The 23,299-nt window shown below is 29.2% G+C and carries 16 protein-coding genes; 10 read left to right on the forward strand and 6 right to left on the reverse strand.

Going from position 1 to position 23,299, the window contains the following annotated elements; translation table 11 throughout:
• The 3 genes from cysN to FDK22_RS04650 all read left to right on the forward strand — a co-directional run bounded on the left by cysN (window position 1) and on the right by FDK22_RS04650 (window position 4,421).
• Window positions 1-1,464 (forward strand): sulfate adenylyltransferase subunit CysN, encoded by a 1,464-nt coding sequence (cysN, locus tag FDK22_RS04640; protein ID WP_138151747.1) that lies wholly within the window; start codon window positions 1-3, stop codon window positions 1,462-1,464.
• 4 nt (window positions 1,465-1,468) lie between these two features.
• A complete protein-coding gene (locus FDK22_RS04645; RefSeq protein WP_138151748.1) occupies window positions 1,469-3,031 on the forward strand; it encodes a nitrite/sulfite reductase in 1,563 nt (520 codons plus the stop codon).
• Window positions 3,032-3,098: 67 nt separating this feature from the next.
• Window positions 3,099-4,421 (forward strand): aminotransferase class V-fold PLP-dependent enzyme, encoded by a 1,323-nt coding sequence (locus tag FDK22_RS04650; protein ID WP_138151749.1) that lies wholly within the window; start codon window positions 3,099-3,101, stop codon window positions 4,419-4,421.
• A 6-nt stretch (window positions 4,422-4,427) separates the two neighbouring features.
• Here the strand turns inward: FDK22_RS04650 and FDK22_RS04655 are convergent, their stop codons facing one another.
• Window positions 4,428-6,173 (reverse strand): hypothetical protein, encoded by a 1,746-nt coding sequence (locus FDK22_RS04655; RefSeq protein ID WP_138151750.1) that lies wholly within the window; start codon window positions 6,171-6,173, stop codon window positions 4,428-4,430.
• Window positions 6,174-6,246: 73 nt separating this feature from the next.
• Entirely contained in the window at window positions 6,247-8,070 is a 1,824-nt protein-coding gene (locus FDK22_RS04660) for an alkaline phosphatase PhoX (RefSeq protein ID WP_138151751.1), read from the reverse strand.
• 122 nt (window positions 8,071-8,192) lie between these two features.
• On the opposite strand from FDK22_RS04660, the gene FDK22_RS04665 reads away from it, so the two are divergent.
• Window positions 8,193-9,308 (forward strand): metallophosphoesterase, encoded by a 1,116-nt coding sequence (locus FDK22_RS04665; RefSeq protein WP_138151752.1) that lies wholly within the window; start codon window positions 8,193-8,195, stop codon window positions 9,306-9,308.
• Window positions 9,309-9,504: 196 nt separating this feature from the next.
• Here the strand turns inward: FDK22_RS04665 and FDK22_RS04670 are convergent, their stop codons facing one another.
• From FDK22_RS04670 to typA, 4 genes are all read right to left on the reverse strand, one after another.
• A complete protein-coding gene (locus tag FDK22_RS04670) occupies window positions 9,505-9,918 on the reverse strand; it encodes an Hsp20/alpha crystallin family protein (RefSeq protein WP_138151753.1) in 414 nt (137 codons plus the stop codon).
• A 213-nt stretch (window positions 9,919-10,131) separates the two neighbouring features.
• Window positions 10,132-12,183, reverse strand: coding sequence for an ATP-binding protein (locus FDK22_RS04675; RefSeq protein WP_138151754.1), 2,052 nt, complete (start codon window positions 12,181-12,183; stop codon window positions 10,132-10,134).
• Window positions 12,180-13,145: an ABC transporter substrate-binding protein gene (locus tag FDK22_RS04680; RefSeq protein ID WP_138151755.1), complete on the reverse strand. Its 966-nt coding sequence runs from the start codon at window positions 13,143-13,145 to the stop codon at window positions 12,180-12,182. Before FDK22_RS04680 ends, FDK22_RS04675 begins: the two co-directional genes overlap by 4 nt.
• 322 nt (window positions 13,146-13,467) lie before the next feature.
• Window positions 13,468-15,285, reverse strand: coding sequence for a translational GTPase TypA (typA, locus tag FDK22_RS04685; protein ID WP_138151756.1), 1,818 nt, complete (start codon window positions 15,283-15,285; stop codon window positions 13,468-13,470).
• 215 nt (window positions 15,286-15,500) lie between these two features.
• Here typA and aspA point away from each other — a divergent pair, with 215 nt between their 5' ends.
• The 6 genes from aspA to FDK22_RS04715 all read left to right on the forward strand — a co-directional run bounded on the left by aspA (window position 15,501) and on the right by FDK22_RS04715 (window position 23,232).
• Window positions 15,501-16,901 (forward strand): aspartate ammonia-lyase, encoded by a 1,401-nt coding sequence (gene aspA / locus FDK22_RS04690; protein WP_138151757.1) that lies wholly within the window; start codon window positions 15,501-15,503, stop codon window positions 16,899-16,901.
• 30 nt (window positions 16,902-16,931) lie between these two features.
• Window positions 16,932-18,233, forward strand: coding sequence for an anaerobic C4-dicarboxylate transporter (locus FDK22_RS04695; RefSeq protein ID WP_138151758.1), 1,302 nt, complete (start codon window positions 16,932-16,934; stop codon window positions 18,231-18,233).
• 25 nt (window positions 18,234-18,258) lie between these two features.
• Window positions 18,259-19,308 (forward strand): type II asparaginase, encoded by a 1,050-nt coding sequence (locus tag FDK22_RS04700; RefSeq protein WP_138151759.1) that lies wholly within the window; start codon window positions 18,259-18,261, stop codon window positions 19,306-19,308.
• Window positions 19,309-19,378: 70 nt separating this feature from the next.
• The gene (locus FDK22_RS04705) at window positions 19,379-21,589 is read left to right on the forward strand and encodes a sensor histidine kinase (RefSeq protein WP_138151760.1); all 2,211 of its coding nucleotides are present in this window, start codon (window positions 19,379-19,381) and stop codon (window positions 21,587-21,589) included.
• Window positions 21,570-22,226, forward strand: a complete 657-nt coding sequence (locus tag FDK22_RS04710) for a response regulator transcription factor (RefSeq protein ID WP_138151761.1) — start codon at window positions 21,570-21,572, stop codon at window positions 22,224-22,226. Before FDK22_RS04705 ends, FDK22_RS04710 begins: the two co-directional genes overlap by 20 nt.
• 88 nt (window positions 22,227-22,314) lie before the next feature.
• On the forward strand, window positions 22,315-23,232 hold the full coding sequence (locus tag FDK22_RS04715; protein WP_138151762.1) for a glutaminase: 918 nt from the start codon (window positions 22,315-22,317) through the stop codon (window positions 23,230-23,232).
• The last annotated feature ends 67 nt before the right edge of the window (window positions 23,233-23,299 follow it).

The raw sequence follows: 23,299 nt of genomic DNA on the forward strand, positions 1-23,299 counted from the left end.
ATGGCACATCAATCAGATTTAATAGCAACAAATATAGAACAATATTTAAAAGAGCATGAGAATAAAGAGATTCTTAGATTTATAACTTGTGGAAGTGTTGATGATGGTAAATCTACACTAATAGGAAGATTACTTTATGATTCAAAGATGATTTTTGAAGATCAATTAGCTTCTATTGAAAAAGATAGTAAAAAAAGTGGAACTACTGGTGATAAAATTGACTTAGCACTTTTAGTTGATGGATTAGCAAGTGAGAGAGAACAAGGTATTACAATTGATGTTGCCTATAGATTTTTCTCAACTGATAAAAGAAAATTTATTATTGCAGATACTCCAGGTCATGAACAATATACAAGAAATATGGCAACAGGAGCATCAACAGCAGATTTAGCAATTATTCTTGTTGATGCAAGACAAGGTATTTTAACTCAAACTAAAAGACACTCATATATTGCATCTTTATTAGGGATTAAAAACCTAGTAGTTGCTATTAATAAAATGGATTTAGTTGATTTTTCAGAAGATGTGTTTGAAAAAATCAAAGCAGATTATAAAGAGATTATTGAATACCTACCTCATAATAGAGATTTAAATATTCAATTTATTCCTATTTCTGCACTTGATGGAGATAATATATTAACAAACTCTCCTAAAGCACCTTGGTATAAAGATAAACCTTTAATGGAGATTCTTGATACTACGCCAATTCATAAGGATGAATCTGATTCATTTAGATTGCCAGTTCAATATGTAATAAGACCACACTTAAACTTTAGAGGGTTTTCTGGAACTATTGCAAGTGGAAGTATCAGTGTTGGAGATGAAATTACTGTATTACCATCAAGAAAAACATCTAAAGTTAAATCAATAGTATCTAATGATATTAAAGATTTAAGACCAATTGGAAAAGATGAGCAAGTTGAAACTATTCAAACTGCATTTGCTCCAATGGCAACAACTATTACACTTGAAGATGAGATTGATATTTCAAGAGGGGATATGATTGTAAAATCAGATGATATTCCTAAAGTATCTAATCATTTATCAGCAATGGTAGTATGGATGGATGAGACTCCATTAAAGTTAAACCAAAACTATGTAATTAAAAGAGCTACATCAGTATTAAATGGAGCATTTAATTCAATAGAGTTTAAAAAGAATATTAATACATTTGAAGAGGTTGATGCAAATGAACTTGCTTTAAATGATATAGCAAAAGTTACTGTATCTTTAGATAGAGAAATAGCAGTAGACCCATATCATGAGAATAGATATACAGGAAGTTTTATTATTATTGACAAATATACTAATTCTACTGTTGGTGCTGGTATGATTGTGAGTTCTATTGAAGGCTTTGCACATTTAGAAGAAGAGAAAAAAGTTTATACTCAAGCAGAGATTGAGTTAAATGCATATATTAGAAAGAACTTCCCTGAGTGGGGTTGTAAAGAGATTTTAGGATAAATCAATGGCAGAGAAAGAAACAAAAGCTCAACGTGTTGAGCGAATAAAAAAAGAAAAGGATGGACTTGATGTAATCAAGGACATCCATAGATATGCCCAAACTGGTGAAGAAGTAGACCCTGAAGATATTGATAGATTTAAATGGTATGGAATGTACACACAAAATAAAAATCTACAAGGGGAAGATGATAATACCTTGTATTTTATGCTTAGGGTTAAACTTATAGGGGGAGAATTAACTTTACCTCAACTAAAAGTTATGGCTGAAATTTGTGAAAAACACGCAAGGGGAACTGCTGATTTTACAACAAGACAAGATTTACAGTTTCACTTTATAAAAGTTGCAGATTTACCAGAAGTATTTAGATTACTTGAGACTGTTGGATTAAGTTCAATTTTTGCAGCAGGGGATGTACCAAGAAATGTTGTTTCTTGTCCAGTAAATGGCATTGACCATGAAGAGATAGCTGATGTTACACATATTGTTGAAAACTTAAACGCATTTTTCAAAGGGAATAGAGAATTTTCTAATCTTCCAAGAAAATATAAAGTTGGTGTGAATGGATGTTCTAAAAACTGTATGCACCATGAGATGCAAGATGTAAGTTTCAATGCAGTTAAAAAAGAAAATGGAGAAATTGAATTTGCTGTAAGCGTTGGTGGAGGTTTAGCTTCAAATAGAAGAGTTGCTGAGCATATTGGATATGTAACTGAAGAGCAAATTATTCCTTTAACACAAGAGATTACTAGAATCTATAGAGACCATGGATTAAGAGAAAAAAGAACAAAAGCTAGACTTGGTCACCTAATTGAATTTTGGGGATTAGAAAAGTTTGTTGATACTCTTAAAGAAAATATTGATTTTGAAATCAAAACGCCAAAAGAGATTGAATATACACACTCAAAATATAGAGAACATTTTGGTATTCATGAATCAAAAATTGAAGGTTCAAGTTTTATTGGATGTGCTTTAAATTCTGGACATATTGGTTTAGATGGATTAAACAACTTAATTTCTATTTTTGAAAAGTATGATGCAAAAGCGTTAAAAGCAACAGTTACTCAAAATATTGTAATAACTGATGTGCCATCACAAAATGCAAAAGATATGGCTGATGAATTAGAAAAAGTTGCTATTTCACCATTCCCATCTAATTTTAAAGCAAGAATTCAAGCTTGTACAGGACTTGATTTTTGTAAATTTGCAATCTCTGAAACAAAGGGTGTTGCTAAAAATCTAGTTGAACACTTGGAAACAAAATTTCCTGAGTTTAGTGAAAGAGTAACCATAAGTGTAAACGGATGTCCAAACTCATGTGCCCATCCACATATCGTTGATATTGGACTTATGGGAACAAAAACAAGAGATGAGGAAGGGGTTATGACTGAAGGGTTTGAACTTCTAGTTGGTGGATTTTTAGAAGGTGCTAATTCACAGTTTAACAAAAAAACTGGTATAAAATTTCCATTGAATAAAGTAAATGAAACTATAGAAAATTTAGTCATAGACTACCAAAATTCTGAGTTTTCAAACTTTAGAGACTTTTTATTAACTAAAGCAAAATAAATCTTAGGAGTTAAAACTCCTAGGTTTATTAATATTATCTATAATAAAAATAAGTTAAAATTATTACATGAAAAAAGATATTTTTAGACCATTTTTTGATGAAAATACAAATGTATTAGATTTTATAAGATATAACACCATTGGCAAAAGCAAAAAAGAGTACTTTGATTATACAGCCTCGGGACTTGGATTTAGACAAGTAGAGAATAGAATTAGAGATGTATTAGAAACTTACGCAAATACTCACTCAAAAGAATCTGCTAATGCCAACATTACAAATCAATATTATAATGAAGCCTTAGAATCTTTAAAAAACTCATTAGAATTGAATGATGAATTTTCTATTATCCCTGGTGGTTGTGGAGCAACAGCTGCTATTAAAAAATTTCAAGAATTAATTGGAATATATATCCCACCTGCAACATTAAAAAGATTTAATATAACAGTGGCTAAAAAAAAGCTTCCATTAGTTATTGTTGGTCCCTATGAGCATCACTCAAATGAGATTAGCTACAGAGAAGCTTTATGTGAAGTAAAAAGAATTCAACTTGATAAAAATGGACTAGTTGATTTAAGACAATTAAAGGAAATCTTACAAGAGAATAGACATAGAGAGATAATTGGAAGTTTTTGTATCGCTTCAAATGTAACTGGGATTGTAACACCCTATGAAGAGATTTCAAGATTACTTAGACTTTACGGTGCAACAGTTTGTTTTGATGCAGCGGCAAGCAGTCCATATATGAATATCCCTTGTGAACTATATGATGCCTTATTTATCTCTCCCCACAAACTTTTAGGAGGTCCTGGTAGTTGTGGTATCTTAGTTGTTAGGAACTCTTTAATTGACAATTCCCTTGCTCCATCTTTCGCAGGTGGTGGTACAGTTTCATATGTAAACTCACAAATGCAAGAGTATGAAAAAGAGATTACAACTAGAGAAACAGCTGGAACACCGGGAATATTACAACTAATTCGTGCAGCACTAGCATATAAGCTTAGAAATGAGATTGGTTTTGAGTTTATTTGTGACCAAAAGAATATGTTACTAAATCACTTCTTAGAAGAGATAAAGAAAATCCCAAATATAAAAATCTACGGGAATCTTGATTCAAAAAATATTGGGATTATCTCTTTTAATATTGAAGATATAAATCCATATGATATCTGTGAAAGGCTTTCTGAAAATGATGGAATTCAAACAAGAGCAGGTTGTTCTTGTGCGGGACCTTATGGACACGATTTATTAGGCTTTAACACTAAAGAAGAGATTAAACAAAAGCCAGGTTGGATTAGAATTTCAATACATTATTCACAAACCTTAGAAGATATTGATAATCTTCTAAAAGCTTTAAATAAATCTGTAGTAAAAGCAAGTAATCTAAAATAAATTAGATTACTCATTTAACACTTTCTGTAACTTAGTTTCTTGACCATCACTTACTTGTTTATGTACATTTATTATAGGTTTAACATGGGCTTCTCTTCCTAAAGAAAAACTTTGTTCATCAACAATTACTTTATATGCTTTATTAAGTTGTAGAGCCCTTTTTGCAGTTGGCATTATCAAATAAGCAATATCCCTTTTTAATTTTTCAATCTCTTTTTCTTTTAACTTCCAATACTGTTTTTGATAAGCATGTGGATTTTCTAACTTTTCATCTAAATCTTTTTGAATATTTTCTTTATCTTCTTCCCAGCCTTTAACAAAAAACTTTTCCATAATCTCTTTATTTTGTCTAAACTCATCCCCAGCATTATTTACTTTTAAATATTGCACATACTCAGTATCACCATTTTTTAGTAATCTATCTGTTATCCCCTCAAGCCCTTTTTGACTCCAATGATACCATCCATTTTGAAAACTATTACCCTCTAATTTTCTTTGAAAAACAAAGGTAGAATCAGCAATTGCTCCAATATTGTTATGACATCCCATACAAAATAGTGTTTCCTCATAACTTTGAGGTCTAAGCTCACCTTCTGCATCTTCAATGAAACCTTGATATTTCCATCCTAAGGCATTATATATACCAACTTCAAAGTCCCCTAAAAATTGATCTAACCTATCTGGATTATCATTTTTTCCTTTTAGTTTTGAAAGACCTAGATTTTTAAGTTCACTATATGAATGCCACCTAACTTTTTTCCCGTATCTAAGCTCTTTCATACGTGGAGTCATAACTATTTTTTCATCTTTATCAATACCAATATATCTAACTGTGTGTAGAAATTCTGTTTGAATTGGATAAAGACCTGGTGCTATCATCACTTTATTTTCTTCAAGAAGTTTTTTAGCCTTTCCAACATAAGTCATTGAGAAACCTGAAATTTTAAAAGTTTCATTATCATATTTTGGTTGGCTCCATTTAAATACAATTTTTTCTGCAATATCAAATTTTCCATTTTGGTTCATATCAAAACCATATTTGTTTTCATCTGTTGCATCAATTTTTACGTCAGCTTGTTTAATCAAAGATTCAACAATAGAAAGATTTAATTTATAAACCTCTTTATCAAACTTTCCATTTTCATTTACTCTAAAATCTTTACCAAGTCTAATAATCACATCATCAGTGCTTCCATTTGTAGGCCAAAATGTTCCTAGAAATGGTCTATATGCAAAAGACCTCCAAGCTGTATACTCACCATTTGGATTTTTATCAAAACCCTCATTATCAAAATTAAAATAACAATCAGGAATATACCCATCCCATTTAGAATTTTTATTATAATCCCAATTTTTAGGGATATTTTTTAGTTTTTCTTTTAATATAATTTTATTATTTTTAATATAATTGCTTTTATTTATATAATCTAAAATCTCTTTATCACTAATTTTTGAAACCTCTTTTGTTCTATCTTTAAAAAGGTTTGTCCAAGGATTTTTTAAAGCAGGCCCTGGAAAATCGTAAGCTTCTTGTAAATCATCATCACCCATAGTATAGTTTGGTTCTTTATTTTTTGAATGACAGCTATAACATGGATTATGTAATAAGTTTTTATCATCTTTTGTTTTTGTATAACATTGAGAAGTAATATATGGTGAAGAATTTAATAGTTTGTTTTGTAATAAATCTACCTCAAGGGAAAAAAGATAGCTATTTAGTAGTATTAAAATAATAAGTTGTTTTTTTAACATTTAGTTGTGCCTTAGTTTAAAATAGTTAGAAATAAAAAACCTAAGGGAAAATCCCCTTAGGTTTTAAATATATTTATTTAAATGCAGGGAATGGTCCAACTACACCAATCCAAGATTCAGTATCTGCTGCTGAATCTTTTTTGTCTTTATCAGATTCACCAAATGGATGTTGAATAACTGTAGTCATATAGGCATTTCCACCAATATTTGGATACCAAAATGGAGAAGTTGTTTCAGAACCATATGGAGAAGTTAAGATTCTAGTGATATCTTTAGTTTTAACATTATAAGCCCAGATATAATCAATTTGGTGAGCACCTGTATCTTCACCTATAATTAGGATATCTGAGTTATCAATAAATGTTAAGTTATCTGGCTCTGCAATTTTATCAACTGCACATTTGTTTCCATCAAACTCACCACCTTCAGGATATGATTTCATCTCACCCATAACTTCACCAGACATTGAAGTTATTACCATTTTAGAATCAATTGCAAGACCTTTAGAGTCTTTTGCAATTCCAACAGGAAGTTTATAAACTCCACCACAACTATTTAATGGAAGTTTGATGTCATTATTCCCACCAATATCATATTTATCATTTTTCTTACCTTTTTTTGCAAAATCTTCCATACCATATTGAATTCTTGACATTGCTAGATAAACATTTCCATTAGTTTTATCAAATGTGATTCCCTCTTTTTTTCTAAACTCAGTAGTTGCACCTCTTAAAGCAGCAAATCTTCTTGATTCTAATCTTGAAGCAATAATTCCCATTCCAGGTTTAACTTTTAAGCACTCATGACCTGCAGTTGTATTGATTGATGTAAATCCACTTGGACATGTAGCACCATCTGGAGTAACAGAAGAGAATATATCTTCAAATGAAAGTCTTTTTTCAATAGCTTTTCTAATAGTTGCATCATCAGTTTTACCAAGATTTATCCAAGTAATATCAAAAGCACCACCATTTTTATCACTTTTTTGAGATAATTTTGCAGAATATAATCTACCAGAACTTAAGTCCCTTGCTTCATCAGCAATAAACATAAATAAAGCTCCATTTGTACCATCATCACTTAAATAAACTGTTTTTTCATCAGGCATAACATAAGCTAACTCGTGAGCAAATCTACCCATAGAATAATGTTTTACATATTCAGTATCACCCTTAGAGTTTGTAATTGTAACCTCAGGAGTCCATCCCCAGAAATATGGGTTAAGTGCTGCTTTACCCTCTTTAAAATATAAATCAAAGTTTTGATAATACTCATCTTTTTGGACTTTTTTAGCATTTGGTTCATACTCTTCAGAACCTAAATGTGATCCCCAAGGAGTTTTCATACCTGCACAATGAACCCATCCACCTTCAAATTCAGCTTGAGAGATATGACTAGTTGCAACAGCTTTTAATCCTCCCTCTTGAGTTTTTTCCAATCTTGAGATATACATAGCTCCAGGTCCACACTCAAATTGAGTAATTGCAAAAAGTTTACCATCTTTTTCATGTAATGTTGTATGATCTGGACCTGAACCATCTTTACTAGTTTTACAAATAAATGGACTTCCATCTTTATGATTTATAGCTTGTCCCATTTCATTTTTAACTTGCCCAAAAATCTCCATTGTTTTACCATCTAAACTTGGAAGTTTTTGTCCAGTTCTTGCAATTGTATGCCATCCAATCTTATGAACGTCTCCATTTATAACAACTTCACTTGAAGTCATGATTTTTTTCTTTTCGGCATCCATTATAGGAGCAGCAACAGGTTTGAAATAAATATCATTATGTCCATCTTTATTTACTGAAGCCAATTCTGGCTGACTACAGGCTGTGAAAATTAAAGCAATAGCTGAACTTGCAACTAAACTTTTAAGGGCATTTTTATGGTTCATTATTTTCCTTTATTATTAAATTTATTGAAATATTACTTTTTATGGGTTACTATAAGATTACAACTTTTAAATTATTGTCTATTATTTAATTTTTATTAATCTTCCTTAGATAAGATTTCCCTATGGGATTTTATATATTTATAACACTATTTATTAGTGTCATGTCAATACTTACTTTACTAATATCAAGAAGATTAGTTCGAAAACTTCATTTTTCAAATAAATTGAAGTTAGTGATTAATATTTTTTTAGCAGTAAATCTTTTAGGTGTCATAGGATATCTATTTGCAAGATACAATCCAACAATACCAAACTGGGCATATTTTTTACTATCAATTCCCATTGGAATAATCTTTTTATTGTTTGTAGCTACAGTTTTTTATGAAATATTTTCTAGAGTTTTAAAAGTAATTCCAGTTAATGAAAAAAGAAGAGATTTTTTCAAAAAAACTTTAGATATAGGTGCAATAAGTGTTGCAACTAGTGTAAATGCAAAGGCTATGCAAAATGCAAAGACGGTAGAGATTGAAAAGGTTAATGTAAAAATAAAAGGTTTAGCCAAACCAAAAAAAATAGTTCAATTAAGTGATATTCATATAGGTGGATTAATAGATAAATATTTTATTTCTGATTTAGTCAAAAAAGTTAATCAGCTAGAGGCAGATGTAGTTGTAATAACAGGAGACTTAGTTGACACAAGTTTAGATTTTGCAAAAGATGCTTTAGATGAACTGAAAAATTTAAAATCTAATTATGGAACATATTTTATAGTTGGTAACCATGAATATTTTCATAACGTAACAAATATTATTAAATATGTAAACACTTTAAATATAAAAACTTTAGAAAATGAAAATGTATATATAGGAAAAGAGGATGAAGGTTTTAATTTAGCTGGAGTTTACGATTTAATAGGTTTAAGGGTAAATGCCTATGTTCCAGATTTAAAAAAAGCTCTAGATGGAAGAATGATAAATAATCCAACAGTTTTACTTGCTCACCAACCAAAATTTATAGAGGAGGTAAAAGATGTGGATTTAGTTTTAAGTGGTCATACCCATGGAGGACAAATTTTTCCATTTAATTATCTTGTAAAACTTCAACAACCTTATGTAAAAGGTTTACATCAACACAATGAAAATACACAAATTTATGTAAATAAAGGAACAGGATTTTGGGGTCCTCCTATGAGGCTTGGTGCTAGTTCTGAAATAACTTTATTAAATCTAAGTTCTTGATATAAATTATAAAATACAGTGGAAAGAGGTAGCTGGAATAATTTTTTTTAGTGGTATATAATTAGGGCTAAATAGTATGAATAAGAAAATCTAAAATCTGTTCAAATCTTTAAAATAAAATCTTATAAATTAAATTTTTCAATGGAGAAAACACTACCTCTTTCCACTATTTTTTAAGAGAAGCTAAAAGCTTCCCTTATTGAATACTAATAACCTTTTTACTTCTACTTTCATCTAGTTTTGGAATAACTAATTCCAATACACCATCAACAGATTTTGCTTCTATATTTTCTACATCGGCATTATCTGGAAGGGTAAAACTTCTTGAAAACTTACCAAATGAAGTTTCAACTTTATAATAATCTTCTTCTTTTACCTCTTCTTTTGTTTTTCTTTCACCAGAAATTGTTAAAACATTTTTTTCTAAATCTACTTTTATATCATCTTTTTTAACACCTGGCAAATCAACATCAATATAAAAAGAAGAATCCCCTTCTCTAGTATTAACCACAGGAATAAATCCACTTACTCCTTCGTTTGAAGGATAATTATAAAAACTTTTTTCTAATTCCCTCATTTGTCTAAAAGGGTCAAATCTTGTTAATAACATATTAAACTCCTTTAAAAATGAATTTTTCTTGATATGCTTTTTATCAAGTTATTGGAATATTAACATATTTTTTAGCACTTGTCAAGTTTAATTGCTAAAAATTAAATATTAAATATTTGTACATGTTTAATAGTTTCGATAAAATCGTATTTTTACTGTATTTATTTTTTTAGCGTTTTAGATATTTTAGTGCTAAATTTAGAGTTTTTGTTCTTAAAGTGGTATCTTAATTGTGAATTTTACACCCTTATCTAACTCACTTTGACAATCTATAGAGCCTTTTAAATTTGTTGTAACAAGGTTATATATTATATTCAATCCTAAACCTGAACTACCCTCTTGCCTATTTGTTGTAAAAAAAGGCTCATATATTTTTAAAAGATTTTCTTGTTTAATCCCTATTCCATTATCTGAATACCTAAAGTTTAAATTATTATCAATTTTTTCTATTTTAAAATCTATCTTTCCACTATTCCTATTTTTAAAACCATGGTTTAAGGAATTAACAACTAAATTAGTAATAATTTGTGCAAAAAATCCTGGATAAGAGATAATCTCTAAATCTTCATCGCAATCAATATTAATATCAATTTTTTTATTTTGCATTAAAGAATCAATACTTATTAAAAGTCCTCTTATATATTCTTTTACTTTAAATAATCTTTTTTGTTCACTTGTTTGATCAACAGCAACTTGCTTAAAGTTTCTAATAATATCAGCTGTTCTATTTAGATTTGAATTAATAACACTTACTAATTCTTTTGAGGTTTTTAAATAGTTTTCTAAATCCTCTTCGCTCATTTCACCTGATTGATATTTATTTAAAATATTCTCAGCTAAAAACTCAAGATGGGAAGAACCAGTTAAACCAACTCCCACTGGAGTGCTTATCTCATGGGCAACTCCTGCAACTAAACTACCTAAACCAGCTAGTTTTTCTGACTCAATAAGTTTATTTTGTGTTTCCCTTAAATTTTCAATTATTGTTTCTAGTTCATCATTAGATTCTTGCAAGTCAATATTTCTATAATGTAATTGTTCTTCTAAATCTTTTTTCTCAGAAATATCCCTAACTGTTCCATAAATTACTAATTGAGAGTCTAGAACAATTTTAGATAAAATAATCTCAGTCCAAAATTCTTCATTATTAGGCTTCTTATGAATCCATTCAAATCTTGCACTGCCATTTTTATTAAACTCTTTTGAAACTTCTTTTAAAGCTTCTTTTGTAGTTAAACCATCTTTTTGATACTCAGGGGAAAAAGCATAAGGAGATTTCCCTATAATTTCACTTTTGTCCTTTAATCCAAAAATCTCTAAAAAGGCTTTATTACAATCTATATATTTCCCATCCTCAAAGGAAAGCATCGAAAGGCCATCTTTAGAATCATTAAATAAAGTCTCAAAAACCTCTTTTTGTTCTTTTAATTCTAATGTTCTTTCTTCGACCAATTGTTGAAGATTTTTATTTAATCCTTCTATCTCTTTTTCACTTTTTAGCAAAGCTTCCATTTCAAATAAAATATGGTTTCTCATTTTTTCAAAATTTGATGATAACTCTTTTAATTCTTTTACACCACTTATCTCAATTTTTGTATTTAAGTTTCCTGCTAAAATCTCTTTTGTAGCATCGGATAGATTATCAATAGGTTTTAATACATTTTTTACAATTAAAATGATAATAAGTGATATTATAGATAAAACTATAAGTGAAATTATTAAAAAACTTTGTCGAAATTTATTAAGTTCACTATATTTTTCATCTAAATTAATTCTATATCCAACAATCCAATCCCATGGTTCAAAACTCTTAAAGACAATCCATCTTTCATCATTTTTCCTATTTATTAGAAAATTCCCATTTTTTAGATTTAATATTTTTTTATACTCTTCTTGATTCTTATAAAGATTACTATTTTGAACATTATATTTTCTATGTATAACTAAGTTTTTATTTTCATCTATAACAAAAGGGTATATATCTTTTTCATCTTTATCAAAAATCTCTTTTATAGCTTTTAAAGTCCCATCTTTAAAGGCCTTTTCATAGGATTCTACCATTTGAGTTTTTAAAAGTTTTTGGTATTTTTGCTCAATTAAATAAATTATATTGTCGATTTTTTCCTCATATAAAACAGTTTTTCTAGAGTCAATTTCTTTTTTTAAATCATTGTAAGATAAGTAAAATATGGCCCCTATACCTATAATTATTGATAAAAGAATTGATACTAATAATTGTGTTTGTAAAGAGTTATTCTTAATCATTGTACTATCTCTGCATAATCTATAAGCTCAAAAGGAAAAACAATATTAAGCTTTTTTGCTAAAGTTGTATTTATATAAATGTTTGCTTTTTTATTTACAACTATTGGTATATTTTTTATATTTTCGCCATTTAAAACTCTTAGTGCTGTATTTGCTGCCCACTCACCCTGTTCTTCAGGCTTTGTTGTATAGCCTAAAACGGATAATTTCATAGTATCATAATCCCAAGTTACAACAGGAATCTTAATATGTTCTTTAACAAAGTTTTCAAGTTCTTTTTCATATCTTGTCCACTCCTTAATAGCTCCGCCATTTCCAATAAGAAGTATTCCTGCACTATTTTGTAAATCTTTGAAATTTTCTTTCCATTCATCTATGGTTTTTACAAATCTTGCATCTATTTTTTTATTTATTCTTTTCTCAAAAAACTCAACTTCTGTTACAGAGCTAAATGAGTCTCCCTTTAAATATGCGATTTTTTCTTTTTTTGAATATGATTTAAGAGTTTCAATCATCTCTAAAACAAGTTGGACTTCTTCCATTCCAGTTATATTATTAGGTAATTGTTCATACTTTTTTATTGTTCCATTAATTCCACAAAAGACAATTGGAATATTTGAGTTTCTAAAATGGGGTAAAATAACATATTTAATAGCATTATCATCAGAAGTAATAATTACATCAGGTTTAAAATTTTCAATTTGATTTTTGATTTCTAAGGCAATTCTTATTTTATATTTCTCATCATTATTTCGCTTAGAGTCCATTTCAACTCTTTTAAATTCGATGGGAATCTTAGATTTAAAAAGTATTTTTCTAATACTTTTTTCAATCCCATCACTCCAATAAAGCCCAGAGTGATAGGAATTTATATAAAAAACTTTTTTTGATGGAACAATTTTAGCATCCAGATATGAAAATATGCTAAATAATAAAAAGAAAAAAATAAATAACTTTTTCATAATAGTCTCTTTTTCTTTTCATTATAACATAAAGTTTTTCATTTACATACAAGTGCTAGGTTATTGTTACAAATGTAGTTGCTATTGTCAAAAAGTAAATTATAATAACAATAACATAATCTTTTTTATTTGTATTAATTTCTGTTTTCATTTTTTTATCTCCTTCATATAGGAGATAAAAAATCTCCTATATTTTTTTTATTCTAATTAATCTCTTCGAGACATCATCGCAATTCAATCTTTTCCTTTTTTTAAAATTTGCATAAAAAAAGGGGAAGAGCCAAAAGCTCTCCCCCTTGTAGGTTTCTTATAAAGATATCTGCTATTCAGCGAATTTCGCCTTCTTAGCAGCTCTTTTCCTAACCGTAGGATCAAGCTCTCTTTTTCTAACTCTAATCGTTTGAGGTGTAACCTCAACTAACTCATCTTCTTCAATCCACTCTAGTGCATTTTCTAAAGACATAACTCTTGGCGGGATAAGCTTGATAGCATCATCTGATCCCGAAGCTCTTACGTTTGTAAGTGCCTTTCCTTTAATTGGGTTAACATCTAAATCGTTGGATTTAGCATGTTCACCAATTACCATTCCTACATAAACCTTATCTTGAGGCTTAATGTACATAACACCTCTTTCTTGTAGGTTGAAAATTGAGAAACCTAATGCTTCACCATTTTCCATGGATACAAGTGCTCCATTTTTCCTAGATTCTACATTTCCAGAGTATGGCCTAAATTCTAAGAATGAGTGATTCATAACACCCTCACCTTTTGTATCAGTTAAAAACTCAGTTCTAATACCAATTAAACCTCTAGCTGGGATTTCAAACTCTAACCTTGTAAATCCAGCACCCATAGGAACCATGTTTGTCATGTTTGCTTTTTTCTTTCCTAATTTTTCAATGATAGTTCCAGAATACTCATCAGGAGTATCAATTACTAAGTGTTCAAATGGTTCCATAGTTACACCATTTTCCTCTTTTGTAATTACCTCAGGTCTACCAATAGAGAATTCAAAACCTTCTCTTCTCATATTCTCAGCTAAAATAGTAATTTGAAGTTCACCCCTACCGTTAACTTTAAATTTACCCTCACCAATTTGCTCATAATTCATAGCAATATTAGTGTTCATCTCAGCTTTTAATCTTTCATCAATTTTATTTGAAGTAACAAACTTACCTTCAGTACCTGCTAATGGTGAATCATTAACTGCGAATGTAACTGAAAGTGTTGGCTCTTCAATATGCATAGGATCTAGTGGCATTGGATTAGCTGGGTCACAAAGTGAATCACCTACGTCAATTGTTTCAAATCCAGCAACAGCACAGATATCACCAGCTCCTGCTTCTTTGATTTCAATTCTATCTAGACCTTTAAATCCAATAAGTTTAGTAACTCTACCTTTTACTTTTTCACCATCTGCTTTTACAAGCATTACAGTTTCACCCATTGAAATTTTTCCATTAAAAATTCTAGAGATACCAATTTTTCCAATGAAATTATCATAATCAAGAGTAAATACTTGAAGTTGAAGACCATTCTCTTCACTACCTTGTGGTTTTGGAACTTCATTTAAAATAGTTTCAAATAATGGCTGTAAATCTTTTTTCTCATCTTCAAGGGCATGCATTGCATAACCATCTCTAGCTGCTGCATAAATAACAGGGAATTCTAATTGCTCTTCTGTTGCACCCATTTGGTCAAATAGGTCAAATACTTCATCAACAACTCTATCAGGTTCACCTGCAGGTTTATCTATTTTATTTACAACAACGATTGGTCTATGTCCTAAAGATAAAGCTTTTTTTACAACAAATTTTGTTTGAGGCATAACTCCCTCTTGTGCGTCAACAAGAAGTAAAACAGAGTCAACCATTTTAAGAACCCTCTCAACTTCTCCACCAAAATCGGCGTGACCTGGAGTGTCAATAATGTTAATTCTTACTCCCTCATAATCAATAGCTGTATTTTTAGAAAGAATTGTAATACCTCTTTCTTTCTCAATATCATTACTATCCATTACTCTTTCATCCACTTGCGTGTGAGCTGCGAAAGTACCAGATTGTTTTAGTAATTCATCAACAAGTGTAGTTTTACCGTGGTCAACGTGTGCGATTACGGCAATATTTCTAATGTCTCTCATTTATTCTCTTTATGATAATTTCTTTTAATTTCGCGGATTATACTAAAACTTTGCTTAAAGTCTTAAAAGTTTTATATTTTAGTTTCATTTTGATTATTTATTTTCAAAAAGTGTCTAAAAGATAACTTTTAGTTCATTTTAGAGGTTTACAATTACAACATATAAAAAATGAAGCTAATATATTTTTTTAAGCTTCAATTAAAAAAGGAAAAAAAATGACAAAAAGAATAGAACACGATTTGATTGGAGACAGAGAAATTCCAATGGAAATCTATTATGGTGTACAAACACTAAGAGCAAAAGAAAATTTTAATATAACAGGAATAACACTTTCTAATTTCCCAACATTTATAACTTCAATTGCAAAGGTTAAAAAATCTTGTGCCTTAGCAAACTATGAATTAGGATTATTAGAAGAGTATAAAAAAAGTGCAATTTGCGAAGCTTGTGATGAACTTATTGCAGGTAAATATCATGAACAATTTGTAGTTGATATGTTCCAAGGTGGAGCAGGAACTTCTGTAAATATGAATGCAAATGAAGTTATAGCAAATATTGCTTTAGAGATTTTAGGACATAACAAAGGTGAATACGCATTTCTACATCCAAACAATGATGTAAATAAATCACAATCAACAAATGATGCATATCCTACTGCATTTAGAATTGCTTTATATGAAAAAATATATGAACTAGTTGATTCTATGACTATTCTTAGAAAAGCATTTAGTGAAAAAGCTGATGAATTTAGTGAAGTAATTAAAATGGGTAGAACACAATTACAAGATGCAGTTCCTATGACTTTAGGTCAAGAGTTCCATTCATTTGCAACAATGATTGAAGAGGATATTCAAAGATTACTTGAATCTCAACAATTAGTTAGAGAGATGAATTTAGGAGCAACAGCAATTGGTACAGGAATCAATTCTCACCCTGAATATGCTCATTTAGTAGAACAAAAACTTCAAGATGTTACAGGAAGACCATTTAAAACTGCAAAAGATTTAGTTGAAGCAACTCAAGATACAGGTGCTTATGTACAAATCTCTGGAGTATTAAAAAGAATTGCTACAAAAATCTCAAAAATTTGTAATGACTTAAGACTTTTAAGTTCAGGGCCTAGAGCTGGATTAAATGAGATAAATCTTCCAGCAATGCAACCAGGAAGTTCAATTATGCCAGGAAAAGTTAACCCTGTTATTCCTGAAGTTGTAAATCAAGTTGCATTCCAAGTTATTGGTACAGATATGACTATTACAATGGCAAGTGAAGGTGGACAATTACAATTAAATGTTTTTGAGCCAGTTATCGCATACAACTTATTTAATAATATGAATATGATGAAAAGTGCGTTTGAAACACTTGCAGATAAATGTGTAAAAGGAATTACTGCAAATGAAGAGCATTGTAAAAATTTAGTTGTTAATTCAATTGGATTAGTAACTGCATTAAATCCACATATTGGATATGAAAACTCAACATCAGTTGCAAAAGAAGCACTTGATAGTGGGCAATCAGTTTATGACATTGTTTTAAAAAGAGGTCTTTTAACTAAAGAAGAACTTGAAGATATTATAAGACCAGAAAATATGATCAAACCTAGATTAATTAAATAGGTTCACTTAAACTTACAGAAGGAGAAAAAAATGTTAGGTTTAGAAATTATTGTTGTACTTGGTGCAATATTTTTAGGAGCCCGAATGGGCGGTATTGGTATTGGTTATGCAGGTGGACTAGGTGTTCTAATTTTATGTTTATTCTTTGGTTTAAAACCAGGGAGTATCCCTATTGATGTAATTTTGATTATTATGTCTGTTATTGCAGCAATTGCTGCAATGCAAGTTGCTGGTGGACTAGACTATATGGTTAAAGTTGCTGAAAATATTTTAAGAAAAAACCCTAAACATATTACATATTTAGCACCTACAGTTACATATTTTATGACTATTTTAGCTGGAACTGGACATACAGCTTATTCAACACTTCCTGTTATTGCGGAAGTTGCGAAAGAGCAAGGTATTAGACCATCTCGTCCTTTAGGTATTGCAGTTGTTGCTTCTCAAATAGCAATTACAGCTTCTCCAATCTCTGCTGCTGTTGTATTTTTAAGTGGTATCTTAGAGCCTCTTGGTGTTGGTTATATTCAGTTATTAGCTGTTTGTATCCCTACAACTTTTGCTGCTTGTATGATTACAGCTTTTGTTAGTAACTTTTTAGGAAAAGACTTAAAAGATGATTCTGTTTATAAAGATAGATTAGAAAAAGGTCTTGTTAAACTTAGAGGTGAAAGCAATATTGAAATTAAAAAAGGTGCAAAACTTTCAGTTGGAATTTTTATTCTTACTATCCTTTCAGTAGTTACTTATGCAACCTTAATTAGTAAAAAAGTTGGAATTATTGTAGATCCAAGTTTACCTAGAAATGCTGCAATTATGGTTTTCATGTTAGCTTGTGCAACAATTATTACTTTAGCTTGTAAAGTTGATACAGGAAAAATCATAAGCGCTTCAACATTTAAATCAGGTATGAGTGCTTGTATTTGTGTTCTTGGTGTTGCATGGTTAGGAACAACTTTTGTTGGTGCACACTTAGCTGAGATTAAAGATTTCGCAAGTACATTATTAAATCAATATCCATGGATGTTAGCTGTTGCATTATTCTTTGCAAGTATGCTTTTATATTCTCAAGGTGCAACAACAAAAGCTTTAATGCCTGCTGCACTTGCATTAGGTGTTGACCCAGTAACTGCAGTTGCATCATTTGCCGCTGTTAGTGCATTATTTGTTTTACCAACTTATCCAACACTTTTAGCTGCAGTTGAAATGGATGATACAGGAAGTACAAGAATTGGTAATTTAGTATTCAACCACCCATTTATGATTCCAGGTGTAATTGCTATTACATTAAGTGTAATTTTCGGATTTATGCTTGGTGGAATTATTTTATAAAAATAAGAAATATATAGGAGAAAAAATGAAGAATTTATTAGGAAAATTAACGTTATTAAGTATGGTTGGAGCATCGCTTCTAATGGCTAAACCAAATATTACAATACTTGCTACTGGTGGAACAATTGCTGGTGCTGGTGACTCTTCTGTAAATAGTTCTTATTCTGCAGGTGCTGTTACAGTTGATAAATTATTAGCAGCTGTTCCAGATATCAATAATATGGCAGAGATTAAAGGGGAACAAATTTCAAATATTGGTTCTCAAGAGATGACAAATGAAGTTTGGCTAAAACTTGCAAAAAGAGTAAACGAACTATTAAAAAAAGATAATGTAGATGGTGTTGTAATTACACATGGTACAGATACAATGGAAGCAACTGCATATTTTTTAAATTTAACTGTAAAAAGTAAAAAACCTATCGTATTAGTAGGTTCAATGAGATCAGGTTCATCAATGAGCCCAGATGGACCACTTAATTTATACAATGCAGTAAGCGTTGCAACATCTGAAAAAAGTTTAAATAAAGGTGTTGTAGTTGTAATGAATGATGAGATTCATAGTGCAAGAGAAGTAACTAAAACAAATACTTCTGCAGTTAATGCATTTGCATCAGTAAATACTGGAAAAATTGGAACAGTTTATTATGGAAATGTAAATTACTATATGACTCCACTTAGAAAAAATACAATTGATACAGAGTTTGATATTGAAAAAATTGATAAATTACCAAGAGTTGATATTGTGTATGGTCATGCAAATGATACAGCAGCATTCGTTGAAGCATCAGTAAAAGCTGAGGCACAAGGTATTGTTCATGCTGGAATGGGTAATGGAAACTTATTCCCAAAAACTCAAGAAGCTTTAGCTATTGCAAGTAGTAATGGTGTAGTAGTAGCTAGAAGTAGTAGAGTAGGAACAGGTAGAACAAACTTACATGGTGAAGTTGATGATGAGAAATTAGGATTTATTGCAACTGATAATTTAAATCCTCAAAAAGCAAGAGTTTTATTAATGTTAGGATTAACAAAAACTCATAACAAAGCTCAACTTCAAGAGATGTTTTTTAAATATTAATAAAAAGGGAGAATTTAATTCTCTCCTTTTTATTTCTTAGATAAAATATCTAAAATATAAAGGATATCTAATGAGAATAAAAACTCTTCTACTACTTATAATACTAATAAATATATCCTTATTTGCACAATCAAATAAAAACGTACTTATAATCAATTCTTACCATAGAGGTTTTGAATGGAGTGATAAGGTAATCAACGGAATAGAAAAAACTTTATACAATACAAAAACCAATGTAAATGTTTTATATATGGATTCAAAAAGAATTGCATCAGAAAAATATTTCAACAAAATGAAAGAACTATATAAACTACAACTAGGAAAAAGTAACTACAATCTAATTGTTGCTGTTGATACTTTTGCCTACGAATTCATGCTGAAAAACTACAATGAACTTTTTAAAGATGAACCACTATATTTTGTAGGTATTGAACAATATTCCCAAAAAGATGTTGACTTCTATAACTTAACAGATAAAGTATCTGGAGTATTAGAGAAAAGAGCAATTGACGAAACTATTCAAATTATAAATAAATCAATCCCAAAATTAAATAAACTATATATTATAAATGACAAAAGTAAAAATGGAGACCATACAGACCCATATATACGAAATGCTATAAATAATCTAAATAAAAATATTGAAATAGAATATATTCGAAGTTCAAACCTAGATAAATTAAAGGAAAAATTCTCAAAGTATAAAAAAAATGAAGCAATATTTTTTATACGTTTTTACAATAATGAAGATGGTTCTTTAAATAAAAACAGTGAAATTGCTTCAATGATAGATTCATGTAAAATCCCTGTTTTCTCAACTGATACATTATTTATTGGAAAAGGTTCAGTGGGAGGGAAACTTGTAGATATTCAAAAATTAGGAGAAAATGCCGGTGTTGATATTTTAAGAATTTTAAATAATCAATTAAAACTTTCATTTATAAAAGTTGATACCTCATATGAATATATTTTTGATTACAAAAAAATCAAAGAGTTTAATATAAAACTAGAAAGAATGAATTTAAACTATACACTAATAAATACCCCAAAAACTTTTTTTGATGAGTATAGAGAATTTATTGATATTGTTTTTATAATCAGTCCATTTTTAGTTCTTTTAATCCTTGGATTAATACACAATTTAGTACTAAGAATCCAAAGATCAAAAATCTCTCAACAAAGAATAGAATTAGACAAAATTTTATTAAATGCCATAGATAATCCAATTGTTTGGCAAGACAAAGATGGGAAAATTGTCGAATATAATACTAAATTTGAAGAATTTATGAAATATAAAACACCAGATAATAAAGATTTAACTTTTTGTGATTTTATGAAAAACTATAAAAACAAACCAATAATTGATTGTTTAAAAAAATTTATAAATAAATCAGAAACTGAAAATCTATTAAGAATAGAAACTAATACCCAAGAGAAATTTTACATAATAAATCAAACAAACTATACTGAAAATATCTATAATACTAGTGGGACTGTAACTGTTTTAACAGATATAACAAAAGAAAAAGAAGCTATAAAAGAGAAATCAAAACATCAAGAGTTTATTATCCAACAAAGTAAACTTGCTGAAATAGGTGAAGTTTTTTCATCAATAGCACATCAATGGAAAGCTCCTTTAGTGGAGATTGCAACCATTGCTCAAAAACAAGCCTATAATGAAGATAGTAATTTTGATGGGAAAAACAATATATATGTTAACGATATTATGGTGCAAGTTAAATATATGACTGATACTATAAATGACTTCCAAAAATTCATTATGCCATCTACTAAAAAAATAGCTTTTGATGTTCATGAATCAATAAGTGAAATGCTAGAAATTATAAGACACAATCTAAAATATAACTATATTGATGTAGATATAAATGTTCAGGAAGGAACCCATTTAACAGTATTAGGTTATAAAAATGAGTTTATGCAAACTCTTCTTAATATTGTAAATAATTCAAAAGATGCCATTATAAAACAAAAGAAAATTGGGAATATAAAAAAAGGCGAAATCACAATAAATTTAAACAATTTTGAAAAATATTTACAAATTGAAATTATTGATAATGGAGGTGGTATTCCCCAAATATTTATTGAAAATATATTTAAGCCATATTTTACAACAAAAAATAAAGGGCATGGAATCGGTTTGTATATGGCAAAACTTATTATAGAAGATAAAATTGGTGGAAAAATAGAAGCACAAAATGTAAAAAATGGCGCAAAATTTATAATTAAACTGGAGACTTACAATGAAAATATTGGTTCTTGAAGATAATGAAAGATTATCAAAACTAATAAAAAATGCCCTAAATAAACATGGTTATATTGTAGATTTAGTAAGTGATGGAGAAGAAGCCTTAGATAAAATTTTAGATGGTTATTCATGTTTTGTATTAGATATAAATGTGCCTTCTTTAGATGGAATCTCTGTTTTAGAATCTATTAAAATGTATCACAAAAATGTACCTACAATTATAATTAGTTCAAACCATGACTTAGAAAAAATTCAAAAATCATATGAAACAGGGTGTGATGACTATATAAAAAAACCATTTTTTATGTATGAATTAATCCATAAAATACAAAAACTATGTTTTAAAGAAGTTTCAAAAATAAGTCTTGGGGAAAAATTCATATATGATATCCCAAAAAGACTTTTAACAAATGACAATAATAAAATCGAACTAGCAAGAAAAGAGATTTTATTATTAGAACTTTTAACAAAAGATATAAATAGAGTTTTTAGTTTTGATGAGATTGAAGAATATGTTTGGGAAGGAGAACCTTCTACAATTATGAATATTAGAGCTTTGGTTAAAAGAATAAGAAAAAAGATACCGGAGAAATCTATAAAAATAGTAAAAGGGATTGGATATAGTGTAAATGCTGTAAAAATCGATGAATAAAATAGACTTAAAATAAAGAAAGAATTTAAAAAAACCACTTTTTATACTCTATGATTTAATATCATAAAAAAAATTCTAAGGTGTGTTTATGGATTATCAAAAAATAATTGAAGAGATAGAAGAAGAGATTCAGCCCTTTATAAAAGAAGGGAAAGTTGCCGATTATATTCCTGCCCTTGCAAATTCAAATATTAATGACTTTGCAATGAGTATAATTGAACTTAATGGAAAACAACATAGTATTGGATGTAGCCAAAAACTATTTTCTATACAAAGTATTTCCAAGGTTTTCACCTTCACAATAGCTCTTAAAATTTATTGTAAAAATCTATATAAAAGAGTTGGTTATGAGCCATCTGGTAATCCCTTTAATTCCTTAGTACAGCTTGAATACGAAAAAGGAATACCAAGAAACCCTTTTATAAATGCAGGGGCTATAGTAACAACAGATGCCTTATACTCAAAACATAAAAGCAATACCTTTTATACAATTCTAAATTTTATAAAAAAACAATGTGGATATGCAGGAATTCAAGCAAACAATGAGATATATGAATCAGAACTAGCCCATGGTTTTAGAAATTTATCTTTAATAAACCTAATGAAAAGTTTTGGCAATATTGAAAATAATATAGATGATGTAATCTCCACATATTTTAGACAATGTTCAATCATGATGAACACCCAACAATTGGCAAACTCAATGCTTTATCTAGCAAATCATGGAATTAATCCTCTAACAAAAGAGGTGATTGTAAGTGCTGCCCAAGCAAAAAGAATAAATGCCCTTATGCTTACTTGTGGACACTATGATGCTTCTGGTGATTTTGCATTTCATGTTGGACTTCCAGGGAAAAGTGGAGTTGGTGGAGGTATAGTTGCAATAGTACCACAAAAAATGGCAATATGTGTTTACTCACCTGGATTGAATAAAGAGGGTAACTCTTTAGTTGGAACAAAAGCTTTAGAACTCTTTACAACAAAAACAAAGTTATCTATCTTCTAAAGAAATATGAATAAAATTTCATATTCCATTCATAAAGGTGTCATAAATAAAAAATAAAATTCCTTAA

It is taken from the genome of Arcobacter arenosus (assembly GCF_005771535.1).
Classification (GTDB): domain Bacteria; phylum Campylobacterota; class Campylobacteria; order Campylobacterales; family Arcobacteraceae; genus Halarcobacter; species Halarcobacter arenosus.